Annotated in this window: 17 protein-coding genes; 2 read left to right on the top strand and 15 right to left on the bottom strand. The window is 49.7% G+C overall.

Annotated features, from left to right (window positions below; all coding sequences use genetic code 11):
* The first annotated feature begins 6 nt into the window (after positions 1 to 6).
* Positions 7 to 1,341: a thymidine phosphorylase gene (deoA, locus tag KRX19_09035; protein MBV7435164.1), complete on the top strand. Its 1,335-nt coding sequence runs from the start codon at positions 7 to 9 to the stop codon at positions 1,339 to 1,341.
* Positions 1,342 to 1,392: 51 nt separating this feature from the next.
* On the opposite strand, the gene KRX19_09040 is transcribed toward deoA, so the two are convergent.
* The 9 genes from KRX19_09040 to secA form a co-directional block, all read right to left on the bottom strand.
* Positions 1,393 to 2,670 carry a TRAM domain-containing protein gene (locus tag KRX19_09040; GenBank protein MBV7435165.1) on the bottom strand — a complete coding sequence of 426 codons (1,278 nt, stop codon included), beginning with the start codon at positions 2,668 to 2,670 and terminating at the stop codon, positions 1,393 to 1,395.
* A gap of 29 nt (positions 2,671 to 2,699) precedes the next feature.
* Positions 2,700 to 3,608 carry a 1,4-dihydroxy-2-naphthoate octaprenyltransferase gene (gene menA, locus KRX19_09045; GenBank protein MBV7435166.1) on the bottom strand — a complete coding sequence of 303 codons (909 nt, stop codon included), beginning with the start codon at positions 3,606 to 3,608 and terminating at the stop codon, positions 2,700 to 2,702.
* Positions 3,608 to 4,072, bottom strand: a complete 465-nt coding sequence (locus KRX19_09050) for a tRNA (cytidine(34)-2'-O)-methyltransferase (GenBank protein MBV7435167.1) — start codon at positions 4,070 to 4,072, stop codon at positions 3,608 to 3,610. Before KRX19_09050 ends, menA begins: the two co-directional genes overlap by 1 nt.
* A complete protein-coding gene (locus tag KRX19_09055; protein ID MBV7435168.1) occupies positions 4,069 to 5,484 on the bottom strand; it encodes an MATE family efflux transporter in 1,416 nt (471 codons plus the stop codon). Before KRX19_09055 ends, KRX19_09050 begins: the two co-directional genes overlap by 4 nt.
* Before the next feature lie 3 nt (positions 5,485 to 5,487).
* Complete coding sequence (locus tag KRX19_09060) at positions 5,488 to 6,255, bottom strand: ATP-binding protein (GenBank protein ID MBV7435169.1); 768 nt, start codon at positions 6,253 to 6,255, stop codon at positions 5,488 to 5,490.
* Between the two features lie 82 nt (positions 6,256 to 6,337).
* Positions 6,338 to 7,930, bottom strand: coding sequence for a peptide chain release factor 3 (locus KRX19_09065; GenBank protein MBV7435170.1), 1,593 nt, complete (start codon positions 7,928 to 7,930; stop codon positions 6,338 to 6,340).
* Between the two features lie 121 nt (positions 7,931 to 8,051).
* Positions 8,052 to 8,204 carry a glycine zipper 2TM domain-containing protein gene (locus KRX19_09070; protein MBV7435171.1) on the bottom strand — a complete coding sequence of 51 codons (153 nt, stop codon included), beginning with the start codon at positions 8,202 to 8,204 and terminating at the stop codon, positions 8,052 to 8,054.
* 297 nt (positions 8,205 to 8,501) lie between these two features.
* The gene (locus KRX19_09075; GenBank protein ID MBV7435172.1) at positions 8,502 to 8,921 is read right to left on the bottom strand and encodes a (deoxy)nucleoside triphosphate pyrophosphohydrolase; all 420 of its coding nucleotides are present in this window, start codon (positions 8,919 to 8,921) and stop codon (positions 8,502 to 8,504) included.
* 4 nt (positions 8,922 to 8,925) lie between these two features.
* The gene (gene secA, locus KRX19_09080; protein ID MBV7435173.1) at positions 8,926 to 11,634 is read right to left on the bottom strand and encodes a preprotein translocase subunit SecA; all 2,709 of its coding nucleotides are present in this window, start codon (positions 11,632 to 11,634) and stop codon (positions 8,926 to 8,928) included.
* A 342-nt stretch (positions 11,635 to 11,976) separates the two neighbouring features.
* Here secA and KRX19_09085 point away from each other — a divergent pair, with 342 nt between their 5' ends.
* Positions 11,977 to 12,393 carry a hypothetical protein gene (locus KRX19_09085; GenBank protein MBV7435174.1) on the top strand — a complete coding sequence of 139 codons (417 nt, stop codon included), beginning with the start codon at positions 11,977 to 11,979 and terminating at the stop codon, positions 12,391 to 12,393.
* A 327-nt stretch (positions 12,394 to 12,720) separates the two neighbouring features.
* Here KRX19_09085 and lpxC read toward each other — a convergent pair whose 3' ends face one another.
* Genes lpxC through murC form a run of 6 tightly spaced genes read right to left on the bottom strand, consistent with a single transcriptional unit; the run spans position 12,721 to position 19,134 of the window.
* Positions 12,721 to 13,656, bottom strand: coding sequence for a UDP-3-O-acyl-N-acetylglucosamine deacetylase (gene lpxC, locus KRX19_09090; protein ID MBV7435175.1), 936 nt, complete (start codon positions 13,654 to 13,656; stop codon positions 12,721 to 12,723).
* Between the two features lie 2 nt (positions 13,657 to 13,658).
* A complete protein-coding gene (gene ftsZ / locus KRX19_09095) occupies positions 13,659 to 14,729 on the bottom strand; it encodes a cell division protein FtsZ (GenBank protein MBV7435176.1) in 1,071 nt (356 codons plus the stop codon).
* 22 nt (positions 14,730 to 14,751) lie between these two features.
* Positions 14,752 to 15,957 carry a cell division protein FtsA gene (ftsA, locus tag KRX19_09100; GenBank protein ID MBV7435177.1) on the bottom strand — a complete coding sequence of 402 codons (1,206 nt, stop codon included), beginning with the start codon at positions 15,955 to 15,957 and terminating at the stop codon, positions 14,752 to 14,754.
* 15 nt (positions 15,958 to 15,972) lie between these two features.
* A complete protein-coding gene (locus tag KRX19_09105) occupies positions 15,973 to 16,782 on the bottom strand; it encodes a cell division protein FtsQ/DivIB (GenBank protein ID MBV7435178.1) in 810 nt (269 codons plus the stop codon).
* A complete protein-coding gene (locus KRX19_09110) occupies positions 16,782 to 17,735 on the bottom strand; it encodes a D-alanine--D-alanine ligase (GenBank protein ID MBV7435179.1) in 954 nt (317 codons plus the stop codon). The genes KRX19_09105 and KRX19_09110 overlap by 1 nt, the downstream gene beginning before the upstream one ends.
* Entirely contained in the window at positions 17,728 to 19,134 is a 1,407-nt protein-coding gene (gene murC / locus KRX19_09115; GenBank protein ID MBV7435180.1) for a UDP-N-acetylmuramate--L-alanine ligase, read from the bottom strand. The genes KRX19_09110 and murC overlap by 8 nt, the downstream gene beginning before the upstream one ends.
* Positions 19,135 to 19,138: the final 4 nt, after the last annotated feature.

Consider the following 19,138-nt stretch of genomic DNA (forward strand, 5'->3'; position numbering starts at 1 on the left):
GAGAACATGGCACGTTTACTACCACAGGAAATTATCCGTAAAAAACGCGACCACGGCGTCCTCACTGACGAAGAAATTGCCTTTTTCGTACGCGGCGTCACCGATGAAAGTATCAGTGAAGGGCAAATTGCTGCACTGTGCATGGCGATCTTTTTCAATGACCTCAATATTGACGAACGCACTGCTCTGACGCTTGCCATGCGCGACAGTGGCGATTCATTGGACTGGCAAAATGCCGGCCTCAATGGTCCGGTCGTCGATAAGCACTCAACCGGCGGCGTCGGTGACGTTGTCTCGCTGATGCTTGCGCCAATGATCGCAGCATGTGGCGGCTACGTACCGATGATTTCCGGCCGTGGTCTTGGCCACACCGGCGGTACGCTGGATAAGCTCGAATCTATCCCCGGCTTCGGTATGTACCCAAGCTCGGATGAACTGCGTCACATCGTCAAAAACGTCGGCTGTGCGATTATCGGACAAACCGGTAACCTTGCCCCAGCCGACCGCAAAATCTATGCGACCCGCGACGTCACAGCCACAGTCGAATCCATCTCACTGATTACCGCGTCAATTTTGTCGAAGAAGCTCGCTGAAGGGCTCGATAGCTTGGTTATGGACGTCAAGGTCGGCAACGGTGCATTCATGCCTACCTACGAGAAATCACAGGCGCTCGCACAATCAATTGTCGATGTTGCTAACCACGCTGGTTGTAATACCACCGCCCTACTTACCGACATGAATCAGGTACTCGCTTCAAGCGCTGGTAATGCCGTCGAAGTTGCCGAAGCAGTACGCTTCCTGCGCAATGAGAACGTCAATCCACGTCTGAAAGAAATCACCATGGCGCTGTGTGCAGAAATTCTTGTCAATGCTGATTTGGCTGGCACTCGTGATGAAGCGCGCAATTCACTGCAAACCGTTCTCGACAATGGTAAAGCAGCTGAGCGCTTTGATCATATGGTCATCGCTCAAGGCGGGCCGGATAACTTCTGTAGCAGCTACAAGCGTCACCTCGGTCAGGCCAAAATCATCAAGCCATTGATGGCTCCACAAGCTGGCTTCATCAGCAGCGTTGATACGCGTGGCGTTGGTGTTGCGGTGATCAACCTTGGTGGTGGTCGCCGCCTCGCAGCGGACAAAATCAACCACAAAGTTGGTTTTGACGATATCCTCGGCCTTGGTAGCGCCGTTGACAGTCAGACTCCAATTGTCACTATCCATGCAGACAGTGAGGACGACTGGGAGCAGGCTGCACAAGATTATCTCGCAGCAATCACCATCAGCGACAGTAAACCAGAAGATAATCCGATGGTTTACGAGACGATCACAGCCAGTAATTAACATCCTGGCTTTCACTCAACACGGCGGCATCTCGATGCCGCCGTGCTGCGTTTAATCGCGCAGAAACATCACCATACTTTCCACATGTGCTGTTTGCGGAAACATATTGATGATACCACCCTGCGCTGCACGATAGCCTTTCCCAACCAGCACTTTGGCATCGCGTGCCAAGGTTGATGGATTGCACGACACATAAACGATTTTCTGAGGCATGCTTTTCTTCGCTAATGCCTCAACCACTGCCTGCGCACCTGCACGCGGCGGATCGAGCAGCCACGCATCTGCTTTGCCCCAGCGCTGAATATCTTTTGCCGTCACAGCAAACAAATCTGCACGTTCAGCAGTCAGTTGATCTGCTAAATTTTGCGTCTTAGCCGTTTCCCGCAGACGATTGACCATTGCTTGCACACCTTCGATCGCTAACACATTTGCACCGACTTTTGCCATTGGCACGGCAAAATTGCCCAGACCGCAGAATAGATCCAAAATCCGCTGTCCATGCTCAATAGACAAAAGCGACAATGCTTGCGCAACCATCGCCTGATTCATTGCGGCATTGACTTGGGTAAAGTCATCAGGGGTAAAAGGCAGCTGTGTATGTACTGTAGGGCTAAAGGTCAATGCTGGCTCTTGTACTGGCTCTACATAGCCATGCCCATGCCGCCAGACTTGCCATTCTTGCGCTTGTTGCTCTTGCCAGCCGAGGACGGCTTGTGTCGCTTTTTTGTGCCATTGCTGTGATTTCAGCCCAACCACCACTGCACTATCACCGACGTTTAGTGACACCTCCTCTACTTTCAGCGGAAGCAGCGCGGCAAGAAGAGTACGCAATGCAGGAAAAGCCTCACTGATACGTGCATCAAGTACCAGACAACTATCCACATCAACCACACGGTGTGACTGTCGCCCTTTGAAGCCAAGCAAAACTGCCCCACCAACATAAGCGACTGACAAGCGCGCACGGCTGCGGTAATGCCAGGGGTCACCGGAAAGTGCTGGCAAAATTACTTCCGGCCGCACACCACCCAAGCGCTCAAGCTGCTCCAGCCATAATTGCTGCTTGGCTTCAATTTGCCAATCTGCATCACTGTGCTGCAAATCACAGCCTCCGCAGCTATTGTAATACACACAGCTCGGCTCAACGCGCATTGGCGCAGCGGAGAGTACTGCTTTGGTTTGTGCTTCTGCAAAACGCTTTTTATCACGTGTGATGTGGATACGTACCCGTTCACCGGGCAAAGCACCACTGACGAATACTGCTTTACCATCGAGTCGAGCAACGCCACGCCCTTGATAATCCAGTGATTCGATCACTGCTTCACTGTTCATCCTGCCTCACCCGATAATATCTTTGATTTTTATTGAAATAATAGTGCCGACAATACAGTCCCAACCACGAACAAGCCATTGACCAACAGATTAATAACCACGATGGCCGGCAATTCTGCACCAACTTTATGTGCGCTGGTGGCGAGTCGCAGGCGATGAATATGTTTGATCAGCATTGGCATCAAAATAATGCAGAGCAGCACACCCCATTGCCGAGCCATCAATGCAAACATCAAATAGCACAGTAACCCAGCAAATAATACACAGCCATAAAGTAACAGTGCATACTTACGACCCAGAAAAACCGCAACAGTATGCTTGCCGGCATCGCGATCATTATCCAGATCACGCAAATTGTTAATCATGAGTACAGCCGCCGCAAACAAACCACAACCACACGCCACAATCCACAGACTTGAATTAATCTGATGCGTCTGCAGGTAATAACTTCCCATCACGGCAAGCAAGCCGAAAAAAACAAATACCGCAATTTCTCCAAGCCCGTAATAGCCGTAAGCATAGCGCCCAACCGTATAACCAACTGCGGCAAGCATCGACAAAATACCCAAAACAGCAAAATCGGCGACCTGCACCCACTGATCAAATGCAAGAAATAGCAGAGACGCCCCGAGCAGCAACACCAATAGCGCACATACCCACATACAGCGCCGCACAGCGCGCAAAGACAATGCACCACTGGCAACCATTCGAACTGGCCCGATACGCTGATCATCTGTACCGCGCTTGCCATCGCCATAATCGTTAGCGATGTTGGATAAAGATTGCAAAGCAATGGTCGTCGCCAGCATCAGGGCAAATAACACTACACTAAACTGACCATCACGCCACGCCACCGCATTACCGGGCAACATAACGGCAATACCGAGCAACAACGTGCGAGGGCGAATAAGCGCGAGTAAAACGGATAATCGCAGCATCAGCGCAAACCATCAAAGCCGGTTTGGCGCAGTGCTTCATAAAGCACGACCGCCGCGGCATTGGATAAATTCATACTGCGTGATTCTGCATGCATTGGTAAGCGCAATTTTTGTACATCCGGTAGAAAAGCATGAACTTCTGCACTCAATCCCGCTGTTTCACTGCCAAACAGCAGGACATCACCTGCGCTAAAAGTAGCATCATAGACACTACGCTGGCCGCGTGTGGTCAATGCCCAAATGGTTTTACCGTGCATGGCTGTAGCGAATTGTGCCCAATTATCGTGATGCTGCACGGCAGCAAATTCTGCATAGTCCATACCCGCACGGCGCAGGCGCTTATCGTCCCACACAAAACCAAGCGGATGGATCAAGTGCAACGTTGTCGCAGTATTGGCACACAGGCGGATGATATTGCCGGTATTGGGCGGGATTTGCGGTTGAAATAAAGCAACATGCATCATGATGGCCACCGCTTGGTAAACGGCCACAGCGCGACAACACGACGCTGATCACGGCGACGCTGACGCCCAAGCACCAATTCACCGCGCTGATAGCGCCCAATCAAACGTGTAGCGACAAACCAGCTGATAAAGCTGACCACAACACATTCCGCCATAAAACCGAGCAATACACCATTAGCCCCCCAGAAATGCTGCCCGATATAGACCATCGGCACCACGCCGAGAAACACACGACCAACATTAACCAGCGTCGAATACAGCGGACGACCGAGGTTGTTAAAAGTTGCATTGAGGAAAAATACCATACCATCAAAGCCAAATAGCAGCGTCATACCGCTGCAAAAGAACACCATCAGCGCAGCTGCATCACCACTGAGTGAAAACAGCTCCGGCAAAATATGACGCAGGCAAAACAGCAATGCAGTGACAATCGCAACCACCAGCCAATTAAACTTGAACGCGACATTCAGGGTTTGTCGTACACGGTCGAATTGCCCGGCACCGGCATTTTGCCCAACGATTGGCGCGACCGCACTCGAGAGAGCAAAAACCACCGCAAGGCTGACCGGCACCAAGCGCATAACCACGGCAAAGGCCGCAATCGCACTGTCGCCAAACTGCGCCATCATGCGCGATACAAATGCGGTACTGACGGGTGCTGCGAGGCTAGTCAGCATCGACGGTACGGCAATTTCGAGCGTCGGGCGCACGCCATCAATCCATTCACGTACACTACTGCGCGTAACCATGCGATGGCGGAAAATGATGATCCACCACGTCAGCAACATCATCGTCGCCTGCGACAGTACCGTCGCCCACGCTGCACCTTGCAATCCCCAACCAAAGACGAAGATAAACAACGGATCAAGTGCAACGTTAACCAAGCCGGCCGCTATCGGAATCCACATCGCCTGCTTGGCTTCACCCATCGCGCGAATAATTTGCCCGCCACACATGCCAAGCGTCATCATCAGCGTACCAGGAATCACGATCGCAAGATAATTCGCCGCATATTCAAGTGTCGTACCCGTCGCACCGACCCAGCCAAGCAACGTGCTGCGCCAAATAAATACCACAGTCGCCACACAGGCAATAATCAATAGCGCGAGCAATGGCGTATTGGTCGCCATCCGCGCTGCACCATCGCGATCATTCATCCCGAGGTAACGCGACACCAGCACACTGGTGGCAATACCCATCGCCACCGCTAATGAACGTACAAAAAATAGCACTGTTCCGGCAAAGCCGACCCCCGCCGCGAGTTCAGCAACACCAAGTTGGGCAATAAAGAAAATATCGACAAAGTCAGCTAGAAACACCATGACCATACCGGTGGCATTGGTCAGAGACATCACCGTGATATGGCGCCATAAGCTGCCTTTGGTGAAACGTGCGATGTGCTGCCCTTCCATGAATCAGCCTCGGTACTGACGCACAAACTGCTCTGCGACGCGCGCACTGCGCGAGCCACGCGCCAATGCAAACTGCAATGCCGCACGGCGGCTGTGTTCATCAGCATCTCGATGATCTTGAGCCAGCCAATGTGCCACCGCATCGAGGTAGGCCTGCTGGGAGAGAGGATGAAATGAAACGCGCAGGCCAAAGCGCTCTGAGAGGGAAATGTGTTCCTCAACGTCTTCCTCAGGATGCACCGCATCGTCACCGCGATGATATTCAGCGAGCAAATGGCGACGATTTGACGTCACACAGAGCATGACGTTATCGGGAATGCCCTGCAATGAGCCATCAAGCACTGCTTTTAGCGCACGATAGCTGCCATCATCAGCAGCAAAAGATAAATCATCAATATAGACCAAATAATGCTGGCCACGGCGTTCACCGAGCACCCACAGCAAAAAAGCCAGATCTTCGAGATCATCACAGGCCAGCTGAATCATCGCCAGCCTTTCATTGGCGTGAAACAATGCACGAACCAGCGAGGATTTCCCCGTGCCGCGAGCCCCCCACAGCAGCATATGGTTATAGCTTTTTCCATTGAGGAAGCGCGCAATATTATCGCTCACAGCCTGCTTGTGTTGCTCAATGCCGAGCAAGTCATCAAGCTGTACGTCATCACGCACCGTCACTGGCAGCAAATATGCACTGTTCTGCCAACGCAGGCGAGCAAAAGCACGCCCGGTTTCAAGAACCTGATTCAGCTGAGTCACTTCCTCATTCATCATATTTGCTCCTGTCTATAACCAAACACCATATCTTTGCAAAAAGCCCACCCGCAAGATCAGACAATATTGCCGTGACGGATGTTTATTGTGCCAAATGGTCGCGCGTCGCCGAGAACGTAATATCCGGGAAACGCTCTTGGGTCAGCTGTAAATTGACCCGCGACGGCGCAACGTATACCAGCTGCCCGTAGTGATCTTCGGCGAGATTCTGCTGATTTTTATCAACGAACTGCTTGAGTGCCTTGTCGTTTGGCGCTTCAATCCAGCGTGCTGTCGCGACGTTGACGCCCTCAAAAATACAATCAACCTTGTACTCGGTCTGTAAGCGCGCTTGCACCACGTCAAATTGCAGGACACCAACCGCACCAAGGATCAAATCATTGCCGATCATTGGCTTGAAAAACTGCGTCGCGCCTTCTTCACAAAGCTGCTCCAAGCCTTTGAGCAGTGCCTTCATTTTAAGTGGGTCTTTTAAGCGCACACGGCGGAACAGTTCTGGCGCGAAGTCGGGAATGCCGACAAACTGCAAATCTTCACCTTCAGTAAAAGTATCCCCAATACGGATCGTGCCGTGGTTGTGGATACCGATAATATCGCCTGCTACTGCACTGGTTGCGTGGTCACGCTCAGCTGCGAGGAAAGTCAACGCATCAGGAATTTTCACGTCCCGTGCGAGGCGCACTTGGCGCAGCTTCATGCCTGGAGAGAACTGCCCACTATTGATGCGCATAAAGGCAATGCGATCGCGGTGTTTTGGATCCATATTCGCTTGGATTTTAAACACGAATCCGCTGAATTTATCTTCGCTCGGTGCGACATCGCGCTCAGTCGTCTTGCGTGCCAAAGGCGATGGCGCATATTCAGCAAAGTCATTGAGCATCTCGCGGATACCGAAGTTACCAATCGCCGAACCGAAAAATACCGGCGTTAGTTCACCGCGCAAATAAGCATCACGATCGAAGCTGTTACTCGCCTCACGAATCAGCTCAACTTCATCACGAAACTCATCAATCATATCGGGTAATAATTCATCGAGGCGTGGATTATCGAGCCCATCGACTTCCTCACCGACATTAACCAAGCTGCCCTTACCCGGCTCGTAAAAGAATACTTTGTCTTCAAGCAGGTGATAAACGCCCTTCAAATTACGCCCCATGCCGATTGGCCACGTCACCGGTGCGCAATCAATCTTAAGCACTTCTTCAACTTCGTCGATCAACGACATCGGATCACGACCTTCGCGGTCGAGCTTATTGATAAAGGTAAAAATGGGCGTATCACGCAGGCGACACACTTCCATCAGCTTGATGGTACGTTCCTCGACACCCTTGGCACAGTCAATCACCATCAGCGCGGAATCCACCGCAGTCAAAGTACGGTAGGTATCTTCAGAGAAATCCTCATGTCCTGGTGTATCGAGTAGGTTTATCACCTTGCCGTTATAGGGGAACTGCATCACTGACGAAGTAACAGAAATACCACGCTCCTGCTCCATCGCCATCCAGTCGGACGTCGCATGGCGCGCAGCTTTACGGCCCTTGACCGTACCCGCCAACTGAATCGCGCCACCGAATAACAGCAGCTTTTCAGTCAATGTGGTTTTACCTGCGTCCGGGTGACTAATGATCGCGAAGGTGCGTCGATCTCTGTAATCGTTAGATAAAATGTCAGTCATTTGTATTTCTATTTTAGCTCAAAAAAACGACCCGCCGATTTGGCGGGTACGTTGGGAGACTCATTTTAACACGCCATTTGCGCAATTGAGCACAGCGTTTAGGTATCTGTTCAACTAAGCATTAATTTGGCGTATTTACCTGACTGCCAATTAAACCACCAATTACAGCACCGGTGACCGTCGCTTCAGTATCTTTACCCCACAATTGCCCTACAGCCGCACCAGCTGCAGCACCCAATGCAGCATTACGCGCCTGATTAGGCTTGCCAATCAATTGGCCTTGGCCATTGTTGTATTGGGCTTGTTGGTTGTAATTTTGCTGCTGGTTGTATTGATTATAACCCTGCTGCTGATTATAGCCTTGCTGTTGTCCGTATACTTGCTGTGGTTGTGTATAGGTTTGCTGTGGTTGCGAATAAGCTTGCTGCGAAGGGTACGGTTGGGTACATCCAGCCATAACAAGCCCCGCGGCTGATACTGCTAATAATAATGCTCTGTTACCTTTTTTCATCGTCAACCCCTTTAGAAAAATATAAGCCCTATTCTACCAATCTACATTCACACCAAAGTGTTATTTTTGCAATCCACCAGCACGAAGCTTGGCAATTACTTCCGTATTGGGCTCGGGAAATGTGTATTGATCCAGACTACTGACAGCTGCCCATTTCCAGGCTTGACCTTCCAAGCCCTGCGGCGCCAAAGCTTGGCGAGGGTGAGCTGTATAAAAGTCGAGCAAGATATTGTCTCGTTCTCCACGCATGAAATGGGTAAATATACAGCCTTGCAAATCTATACCAAGCTCTTCTCTCAGCTCTCGTACCAGTGCGCTACCGGGAGACTCTCCCTGTTCTACTTTGCCGCCGGGAAATTCCCAGTAGCCTGCATAGGATTTATCAGAGGGCCGCTGTGCAATCAGCACTTCGCCCTCACGATTAAACACAATACCAACCACGACATGAATGGTAGACGAACCAGCAACTCCTGACGCCATATTTTTAACTCAATTTACCGTGGCATTGCTTGAATTTTTTACCGGAACCACATGGGCACGGATCATTACGACCAGTGCGCTTCATTTGCACCTCCGTCAGCTCAGAACGCCCAGCACCTTCAGCACTGCCTGCAGCTTTCCCATCAGCATATTGCGCGCTTGAGAGTTCCTGCTGGCGTTTTTCCTGTGCTTTCTTCTCAAGTTCATCTGCCGAGGCAGGTTGCTCTTGGAACTGCAAATGCGTCAGTACACGCACAATTTCAAACTGAATTTGATTAAGCAAGGTCGAAAACAATTCAAAAGATTCACGCTGATACTCACGCTTTGGATCTTTTTGCGCGCGCGAACGCAGCCAAATTGACTGGCGCAGCATATCCATCGTGCTTAAGTGCTGTTTCCATTGGTCATCAATGGTTTGCAAAGCAACATACTTTTCAACACGGCGCATCAATTCGCCGCCAACTCGCAACTCTTTCTCTGCATGAATATCGCTAAGCATATCGATAACACGGTGCTTGACTGCTTCTGCACTCATATCCGGCTCAGCTACAAACCACTCACCGTCAATATCCACTTTCAGAGCAAAATCTCCGAGCAATGCGGCCTCAAGCCCTCGGACGTCCCAGCTTTGGCGAACCTGATCTGCTGGCAAGTAGCGATCTACGACTTCGCTAATCACCGTCTCGCGCATACTCGAGACCAGCTCAGCAATACTTTCAGCTTCCATAATCTCATTACGCTGGCTGTAAATGACCTTGCGCTGTTCATTCGCGACATCGTCGTATTCAAGCAGGTTTTTACGCGCATCAAAGTTATGTGCTTCTACCTTACGCTGAGCACCTTCTATCTGCCGCGAAACCATTTTTGACTCGATTGCTTCTTCATCATTCATACCGAAGCGGGTCATCATGTTTGCCATGCGTTCACCAGCAAATATACGCACCAAATTATCATCCAATGCGACATAAAAACGGCTTGAGCCGGCATCCCCCTGACGGCCCGAACGACCGCGTAGCTGGTTGTCTATCCGGCGTGATTCATGACGTTCAGCACCAATCACATGCAAACCACCGGCCTCAAGCACCTGATCATGTCGCGCTTGCCAATCTTCGCGTACTTTAGCCTTTTCCTCAGCACTCGCCTCAGCACCAAGCGCAGCAAGTTCGGCCTTAAGGTTACCACCCAAGACGATGTCTGTACCACGACCAGCCATGTTAGTAGCAATAGTCACCGCACCCGGCTCGCCCGCATGGGCGACAATTTCTGCCTCACGCTCGTGCTGCTTGGCATTGAGTACATTGTGCGCAACACCGGCTTTGTTGAGCAAAGTAGAAAGAATTTCAGACGTTTCAATAGATGCCGTACCCAGCAGTACTGGTTGTCCTTTTTCTTGGCAGGCTTTGACTTCCTCAGCAATAGCGGTGTATTTACCCTGCTGATTGAGATAGATCAAATCAACATGGTCGATACGCTGTACCGGGCGGTTGGTTGGGATAACGACTGTTTCAAGGCCATAAATATCCTGAAACTCAAACGCCTCTGTATCTGCAGTACCCGTCATGCCGGCAAGCTTGTCGTACATACGGAAAAAGTTCTGATATGTGATTGAAGCAAGGGTCTGTGATTCTTTCTTGACCGTTACCCCTTCCTTGATTTCAATCGCCTGATGTAAGCCATCAGACCAACGGCGGCCCTCCATAGTACGGCCAGTAAATTCATCGACAATAATCACCTGATCATTGCGTACGATATAGTCCACATTGTTATGGAACAAATGATGCGCGCGCAAGCAAGCATTCAAGTGGTGGAATAGGCCAATATTCTTCGGATTGTAAAGACTCTCACCCTCGCCAATTAGGCCTTTCTCGATCAACAGCGCTTCAACGTGATCATGCCCTTCATCGGTCAAGCCAACTTGCTTGCTTTTTTCATCAATACTAAAGTCGCCCGGGCCATCTTCCTCTTCCTGCTTGGTCAAGGCTGGCACCAGTGCATTAAGCTGGCGGTAAAGGTCGGTATTCATATCCGCTTCACCAGAAATAATCAGCGGTGTGCGCGCCTCATCAATCAGGATTGAGTCGACTTCATCGACAATCGCAAAGTTGAGCTCACGCTGCAAGCGATCCTGAGGTGAAAGAGCCATATTACTGCGCAAGTAGTCAAAGCCAAACTCATTGTTTGTGCCATAAGTAATATCAGCATTGTATGCAGCTTGTTTCTCATGAGGAGGCATACCGGAGACGATAATACCGGTCGACAAGCCAAGAAAGCTATAGAGTTCGCCAAGTTCCTGTCCGTCACGGCGAGCAAGATAATCATTCACCGTAACAACATGCACGCCTTTACCCGTCAGTGCATTGAGATAAACCGCTAGCGTTGCGACCAATGTCTTACCTTCACCAGTACGCATCTCGGCAATTTTGCCTTCATGCAATACCATACCGCCGATTAACTGAACATCGTAATGGCGCAACCCAAGCACCCGCTTGGATGCTTCACGCACCACGGCAAAAGCCTCAGGCAACAGATTTTTCAACGACTCGCCATCAGCAATCCTTTGCTTAAACTCACTCGTCTTTGCCTGCAACGCACCGTCATCTAGCGCCGCTACTTGCTCTTCAAGTCGGTTGATAGCAGCGACTGTTTTGCCATATTGCTTGATCAGTCGGTCATTCCTAGACCCAAACATTTTTGCCGCAACATTCTTAAACATAACTTATCCTAAATTCTCTACGGTTAAACGCTGACCAAACCGTGTATAACACACCTCTTGACCAAACGTTGGTCAGTACAACAACTGTACATAACCATTGAAATATGGGCGCCATCATAGCCGAAACCAGCAAAGATGGCACGGATGACCAGCGATTAAAAATACAATCATGATTAAAACTGGGGGCTGGCCATCCAAATTTCAAGTAAACATACCTTATTGACCAGAAATACCCCCTCATCCCAGTCGTGTGATATACGTGGATTTTAACTTTGATCAGCTATAAACTGATTACCAGAAAATAAGCCCGCCCCAATATAGCTCTGCTATTTTTATCAAACAATGAAATACAAAAATACCTTTACCAAAGCTGATCGCTTAGCCATTCGCTGGACCAATCAACTCAACGACAGTGATGGCTCTCGTGACCGTGCTCGCCTTGACCGCTTAATGCTGCAAGCATTGCCGGATCAATGGCAAACACGCGCTATCAGTGCCGGGGTACAAAATGGCATTTGGACTTTATACGTCAACAATGGCGGCGATGCGTATCAATTGCGCTTTTTAGCAGGTGAAATTGAAGCTCGCCTGGCTTCACTACTACCACACCCACCAACAGTCAAAATACAAGTAAACCCAGGCATGAGATTACAACAAGGCATTACCGTACGCCCTCCGGCAACGCTTTATCCAAAGCGCTACACAGACAGCGAAGCTGAAAGCATTCTGCAAGCATTTAAAGAAAGTGGATTAGGCTAAGCTCTATTGGCAATTAATTGCCATCAATGATATTGCATACCTTATAGTTAATTGCCTACACTTTAGAGCCAAAATACTAAAGTTTCGCTTGATATTCAGTCGAAGCGACTCCGCTGTCAATATCACCTACAGCAGGCTAGCTCAGGTTCAGCTGATCTATTCAAAATTTCTCACCTTTTACCGACAAACTTAAATATCGGTAGCTCCGATAAGCAAGACAGCCAATACCAAAAAATCATACAGCCGACCGATCAAAACAATACGTTTGTTTCTACGGATGTATGATTTTTTGGAGCGCACCATTATTTGGTGCGCAATATATTGGAATTAAAAAGAGCCGCCGAGCAAGGTGTTGCCAACAGCATTACCTACTGTAGCATCTTTGGCCTGATCCTCTTCATCAAGCTCTTTCCACGCCCACGAAGCACGTGCTTCAAGAAGCGCCAAACAGAGCTTGTTATTGAGATCATGCCCTGACTTATAGCCCATATACCAGCCAAGAATTGGCGCTCCAGCCAAATACAAATCACCCATCGCGTCGAGTAATTTATGGCGCACGAACTCATCATCGTAGCGCAGCCCTTGCTCATTCATGATTCGATAATCATCGACGACGACTGCATTGTCCAAGCTGCCACCCAAGGCAAGACCATTGCTGTGCAAATACTCAATGTCTTTCAAAAAGCCGAACGTTCTGGCACGGCTAATATGGCGCACGTAAGATTCTGCATCAACGTCCAAACGGGCATGCTTATTGCGGTTGCGAAAGACGGGGTGATCAAAGTCAATTCTAAAATCAAAACGCATACCGTTAAACGGAATGATACGCGCCCACTTGTCACCATCACGCACTTCAACAGTCTCATGGACTGCAATAAACTTACGAGCAGCATCCTGAGCCTGAATACCTGCTTTTTGCAGCAGGTACACAAAAGGCGCAGCTGAGCCGTCCATAATAGGCACTTCAGCAGCATTGAGCTCGATAATAACGTTATCAACCCCAAGCCCGGCAAGTGCTGACATCAAGTGTTCAATAGTCGCGACTCGAATACCTTGCGGATTAACCAATGCCGTACACAACATCGTATCCCGTACCCAATCAGCGCGTGCAGGTATATCAACTTGTGGCTTGAGGTCTATACGACGAAAGACAATACCCGTATTTACCGATGCAGGCAGTATACGGATATCGACACGGTTGCCGCTGTGTAAACCAATCCCGGAGCCGGAAACCGGCATTTTAATTGTGCGTTGTCTGGTCATAATTAACGGGCTTTATTGCGTAAGATAGCCGGAATATCAAGCCCGATATAACCGTCATCTTCCTCAACCTCATCAGTATCTGCCTGCTCAGCTAGCAATTCATCATCGCTATTGATGCCCGTCGCCACGACTGTGACGCGGAAGACTTCGCCCAAATCATCATCAAGCATAACGCCGATTTTGACGTTAACTTTTTCTTCATCTACAAGGCTATTAACCAACTCGCCAACGGCTGTGTATTCGTATTGTTTAATTGATGAACTCGCCGTGATATTGACCAGCAAACCACGTGCACGAGACAAGTCGATATTTTCCAATAGTGGTGAGGAGATTGCTTTTTCTGTAGCGGCACGTGCACGGTCTTCGCCTTCAGCTTCGCCTGTACCCATCATAGCAATACCACGCTCGGACATAATTGTCTTGACGTCTTCCAAGTCCATATTGATCAGGCCTTCGCGCTGGATCACATTGGCAATGCTCTGTACGCCATTTTTAAGGACGTCGTCAACGGTCTTGAACGAACCAAGTAAGGTCGCTTCCGCGCCCATTACTGCAGAAATACGGTCATTAGGGATCACGATCAGGCAGTCAACTGACTTTTTCAGTATTTCCAATCCAGCTTCTGCTTTTTTCATGCGCTGTGCGCCTTCAAAGAAGAAAGGCTTGGTAACAATAGCTACCGTGAGAATGCCCATATCGCGCGCAATTTCAGCGATGACTGGCGCTGCACCCGTACCGGTACCACCGCCCATACCAGCAGCGATAAACACCATATCTGCACCGACCAAAGTCTCTTGAATGCGCTCGCGATCCTCTTCAGCCGCGCGGCGGCCCACTTCTGGCTTAGAACCTGCGCCCAAGCCTTTTGTTGTCTCAACACCGAGCTGCAATTTATGTTGAATAGGGCTTTTTTGCAGCACTTGCATGTCGGTATTAACCGCGATTAGTTCAATACCTTCTAGATCAAAATCAGTCATTTGGCGAACAGCGTTACAACCGCCACCGCCTACGCCAACCACTTTAATCAGCACGTGACGCATTGTTTCCTGTTCTTCCATTAACTCAAAAGCCATACTCTACCCCTATTGCGCACAATTATTGCCGCTGAAAAAAAGATTTTAATTTGTCGATTATACCTTGTTTTGGCTGCGTTTCCCAAGCACCATCTTCTTCTGGCTCAGCCAAAAGAGCCGCCATACCAACGACTGTAGCAAAGCAATACTCATCATCTCGCCCAGCAAGGCCCGGAATCGGCGCTGGCCGTGCAACGCGGACGGAAAGATTGCTCTGTTCCGTGGCAAATTGCGCCAATCCACGCATCCGAGCAGCACCACCAGTCAAAATCAAACCTGCGTGCATATGGCGTAGACAGCCGCCACGGTGTAACTCTTTGGTCAGCAAACTCAGCATTTCGCTATAACGCTGGCGCAGTATTTCATTAACGTCCTTACGCTTATACTGTCGCTGCCCTTGCAAGCCAGTACTCGATACACTGACCTCACCCTGATCATCCGCTGTATCCAAGCTACCTTTACTGCATTTTAGGGTTTCAGCATAAGCCCGTGGTGTTTTGAGCAATTGTGCCAGATCCGAAGAAGCGTGCTCACCGCCTATGGGTAACGATCCAGAATAGACTGGCTGACCCTGTATCCAGGCAACAAAATCAATCGTACCCGCACCTATATCTGCAACGCAGCAACCTAATTGGCGCTCGTCTTCTGTCACTACCGACTCAGCAGCTGCCAAACCAGAAAACATGAATCCATCTGTACCAATGCCCGCACCTTCACTGCATCGCTCAAGGTTACGTACATTGGTTATCGGTGCTTGAATAACATGCATACGCACGCCAAGTCGATCCGCAATCATGCCTTTTGGCTGCTCAATACCTTCGTGTTCATCGACCATATAATGCTGACGCAAAGCATGCAATAAGTGATAGCGACTGTCGGAGGCATTACGTACAGCATCAGCACGCAATAGCGCCATATCCTGCTCAGTGACATTACGCTGACGAATGGCCGTATGAGCATCTGTATTAAGCGCAAGTATCTCGCCACCGATGGCATACCATGCACTGTTAATTTTTAATTCCGCACTACGTTCTGCATCGTCGATCGCATATTCCAGGCTATTGCGAAGCTTTTCCATATCGACGATAAAACCACGACGCATACCCTGACTTCTGACACACCCAACGCCGAGCAATTCAATCCCCGCGGGGCCTCCAATTTCAGCAATCGCCACTCGCACTGCCGCACTGCCCACATCTACCAAGACTTCTACTGATCGATTTTTCATCTTTAACTCCTGGCGCTACAGTGCCGCTTCTTGTCCATTTTTAGGTTTGACACCCGGTTTCCAACGTACTGAAAATCCGTCCTGATAACGCAGGTCGACTGCATCAATATAAGCTTCGTAAGGCACAACCACACGCTTGTACACCATCGCCAATTTCTTCAGTCGGTTATTGAGGTCATCACGCCCCAAGATCACATCAATATCTCCAGGTAAATCAATATGCCAAATCAGGCGTGGATCGAGACGAATACCATTCATGGGTACCTGCTGGCCAAGCAGCCATGGTTCCATTTCGCGATAGCGCGCCAATACTTTCCCTTCATAACCGTCAGGGCCCATCACAGGAAAGAGTGCTTCCTGAGCCGGTGGATTAGGCAATGAAAAACGTACCGCATCCTTATCGAGATACTGCCCCCCCCACCGTACTACCGGAAAGCGCTCCTGCAAGCGGACGTATACACTATCCGGCCAGCGCTTCTCCACCACTGCATCACTCACCCATGAGATATCACTAATATTTTTTGCCAATTCTTGAACATCGACATGCATCAAATCTGGTTCACCTGCCCGATTCACAGCTGCTGCGACATCATCAGCCGAACCATAGCGAAGAGGCTCTGCAATGATAACCCTGCGCAAAGGGAAAAAAGCTTGTTTGGTCAGGCGCTGATACGCGAAATAAAGCGCCACCGCAATACCGACGACCAACAATAAAATCAACATCGCCTCACTGATTGCCAGCAACCCTAGCCACAACGGATGACGATCACGCGGAACACTAACCGCAGATTTTGATGAACGTACTGACCTTTTGCCTGATTTCATTACCGCCCCTGCTTATCAGCCAAAGTCGTTTGCAAAACCCGCACAACCAACCCACTGAACTCAATCCCGACGGTGCGCGCAGCCAAAGGCACCAATGAATGAGAAGTCATACCCGGCACGGTATTGATTTCGAGCAAGTAGGCATTGTTGTCGCTATCTAGCAAGTAATCAATTCTTCCCCAACCTGATGCACCCAGTGCTTTGAATGCCTTGAGTGCTGTTTCGCTTAAAAATTCATTGAGTTTATCGTCGATCGGAGCGGGACAGACGTAGTCTGTATCATCAGCGAGATATTTAGCCTCATAATCATAGAAAACATGCTGTTGGCTGGCGGTGATTTCAATACCGGGCAACACGCGCTCACCGAGAATTGAGTAAGTCAGTTCGCGCCCGTCAATCCAAGGCTCAGCCATGATTTTTTCACCATCGCCGCCAGCCGCCTGATAAGCTTTTTTGAATGTCTCACTATCGATGACTTTACTCACACCAACGCTTGAGCCTTCCAGTGCTGGCTTAACCACAAATTGCGAACATCCAAGCAATGCTGAAACAGAGACATAATCATCTTCTGCACTTAAGCGAGTATCAGGCAATACTGGCAAACCATGATCGCGCCACACCGATTTGGTCAGTAGCTTATCCATTGCAACAGCACAAGCCGTCATCCCACTACCGGTATAAGGTATGCCCAAATAATCGAGCAATGCCTGAATTTGGCCGTCCTCACCACCACGGCCATGTAAGACGACAAATGCACGATCAAATCCTGCAAGAGAATGCAGGACATCATCACGCCCTGTATCGATCAAATGCGCATCAATGCCGTATGCACACAATCCTTCATGAACCGCACGGCCACTGTTTAGTGAAACATCACGCTCGGCAGAGCGCCCACCATATAATACGGCGACTTTGCCAAAGGCGGAAGCAGGCTGCAAGTCGTGCTTATGCATTGCTTAACTCCTCCCCAGCATTTTTGGTCATTTCTTTTGCGTAACGGCCAATATCACCCGCACCAAAATAGATCACCACATCATCGTCTTCAAGTAAATCATCGTTTAGGCGGGCATTAATCTCATTTTTATCCGCTATCAGAATCGGCTCAACGCGGCCATGTGCGCGAATAGCACGCGCCAATGTACGTGCATCAGCACCATCAATGGGCGCCTCACCAGCACTATAGACATCTGTCAGCACCAGCGCATCACACTGGCTGAGTACTGCGGCAAAATCATCCAATAAATCACGGGTACGGGTAAAACGGTGCGGTTGGAAAACTGCCACAACACGGCGATCGGCAAAACCTTCTGCCGCAGCATCAAGCACTGCGCGAATTTCGCTCGGATGGTGCCCATAATCTTCAAATACGTCCGCACTACCGCGTGCATGCATGACTTGGCCATGATGCGTAAAGCGACGGCCGACACCACGGAAATGGGCAAGACCATCAATAATCGCCTGACGATCCAAACCAAGCTCTTCAGCGACAATCATCGCCGCCAAGGCATTAAGCACATTGTGCTTACCCGGCATATTCAATGCTGCAGGGAATTGCTCACCGCTAGCGCGGTCATAGACGTCAAAACGCATCAGCAAACCATCCTGGCGTACATTAATGGCACGGATATCTGCGTCTTCACCAAATCCATAAGTGCGCGTCGGGCGTGCAATTTCTGGCAATACTTCACGCACACCCGGGTCGTCAATACACACTACGGCAAGCCCGTAAAACGGTAGATTATGCAAAAACTGTACAAACCCGGCTTTAAGTTGCTCAAAGCTGCCACCGTAGTTTTCCAAGTGATCTGCGTCAATATTGGTCACAATTGAAATCATCGGCTGCAAATGCAAAAACGACGCATCCGACTCATCAGCTTCAGCGACGAGATATTGACCCTCACCAAGGCGGGCATTACTACCAACACTGGTCAGAACGCCACCAATCACAAAGGTTGGATCAAGCCCTGCATCGGCAAGAATAGAAGCAGTCAGGCTGGTCGTAGTCGTCTTGCCATGCGTACCTGCAATAGCAATACCAAAGCGGAAACGCATCAATTCAGCAAGCATTTCCGCACGGCGAATAACAGGAATACCGCGCTCACGCGCCTCAATCACTTCCGGATTACGTGGATCAATCGCTGATGATGTGACGACCACGCTGGCATCGCCAACATTCTCAGCAGCATGTCCGAAAGCAATCCGTGCACCTTTAGCACACAAACGATCAGTATTAGCGGAAGGCTTCAAATCCGACCCACTGACGCGGTAACCAAGATTAATCAGCACTTCAGCGATTGCACTCATGCCCACACCGCCGATACCGACAAAAAAGACTTCTTGCACCCGGCGCATCTGG

Source organism: Cardiobacteriaceae bacterium TAE3-ERU3, assembly GCA_019218315.1.
Lineage (GTDB): Bacteria > Pseudomonadota > Gammaproteobacteria > Cardiobacteriales > Cardiobacteriaceae > JAHUUI01.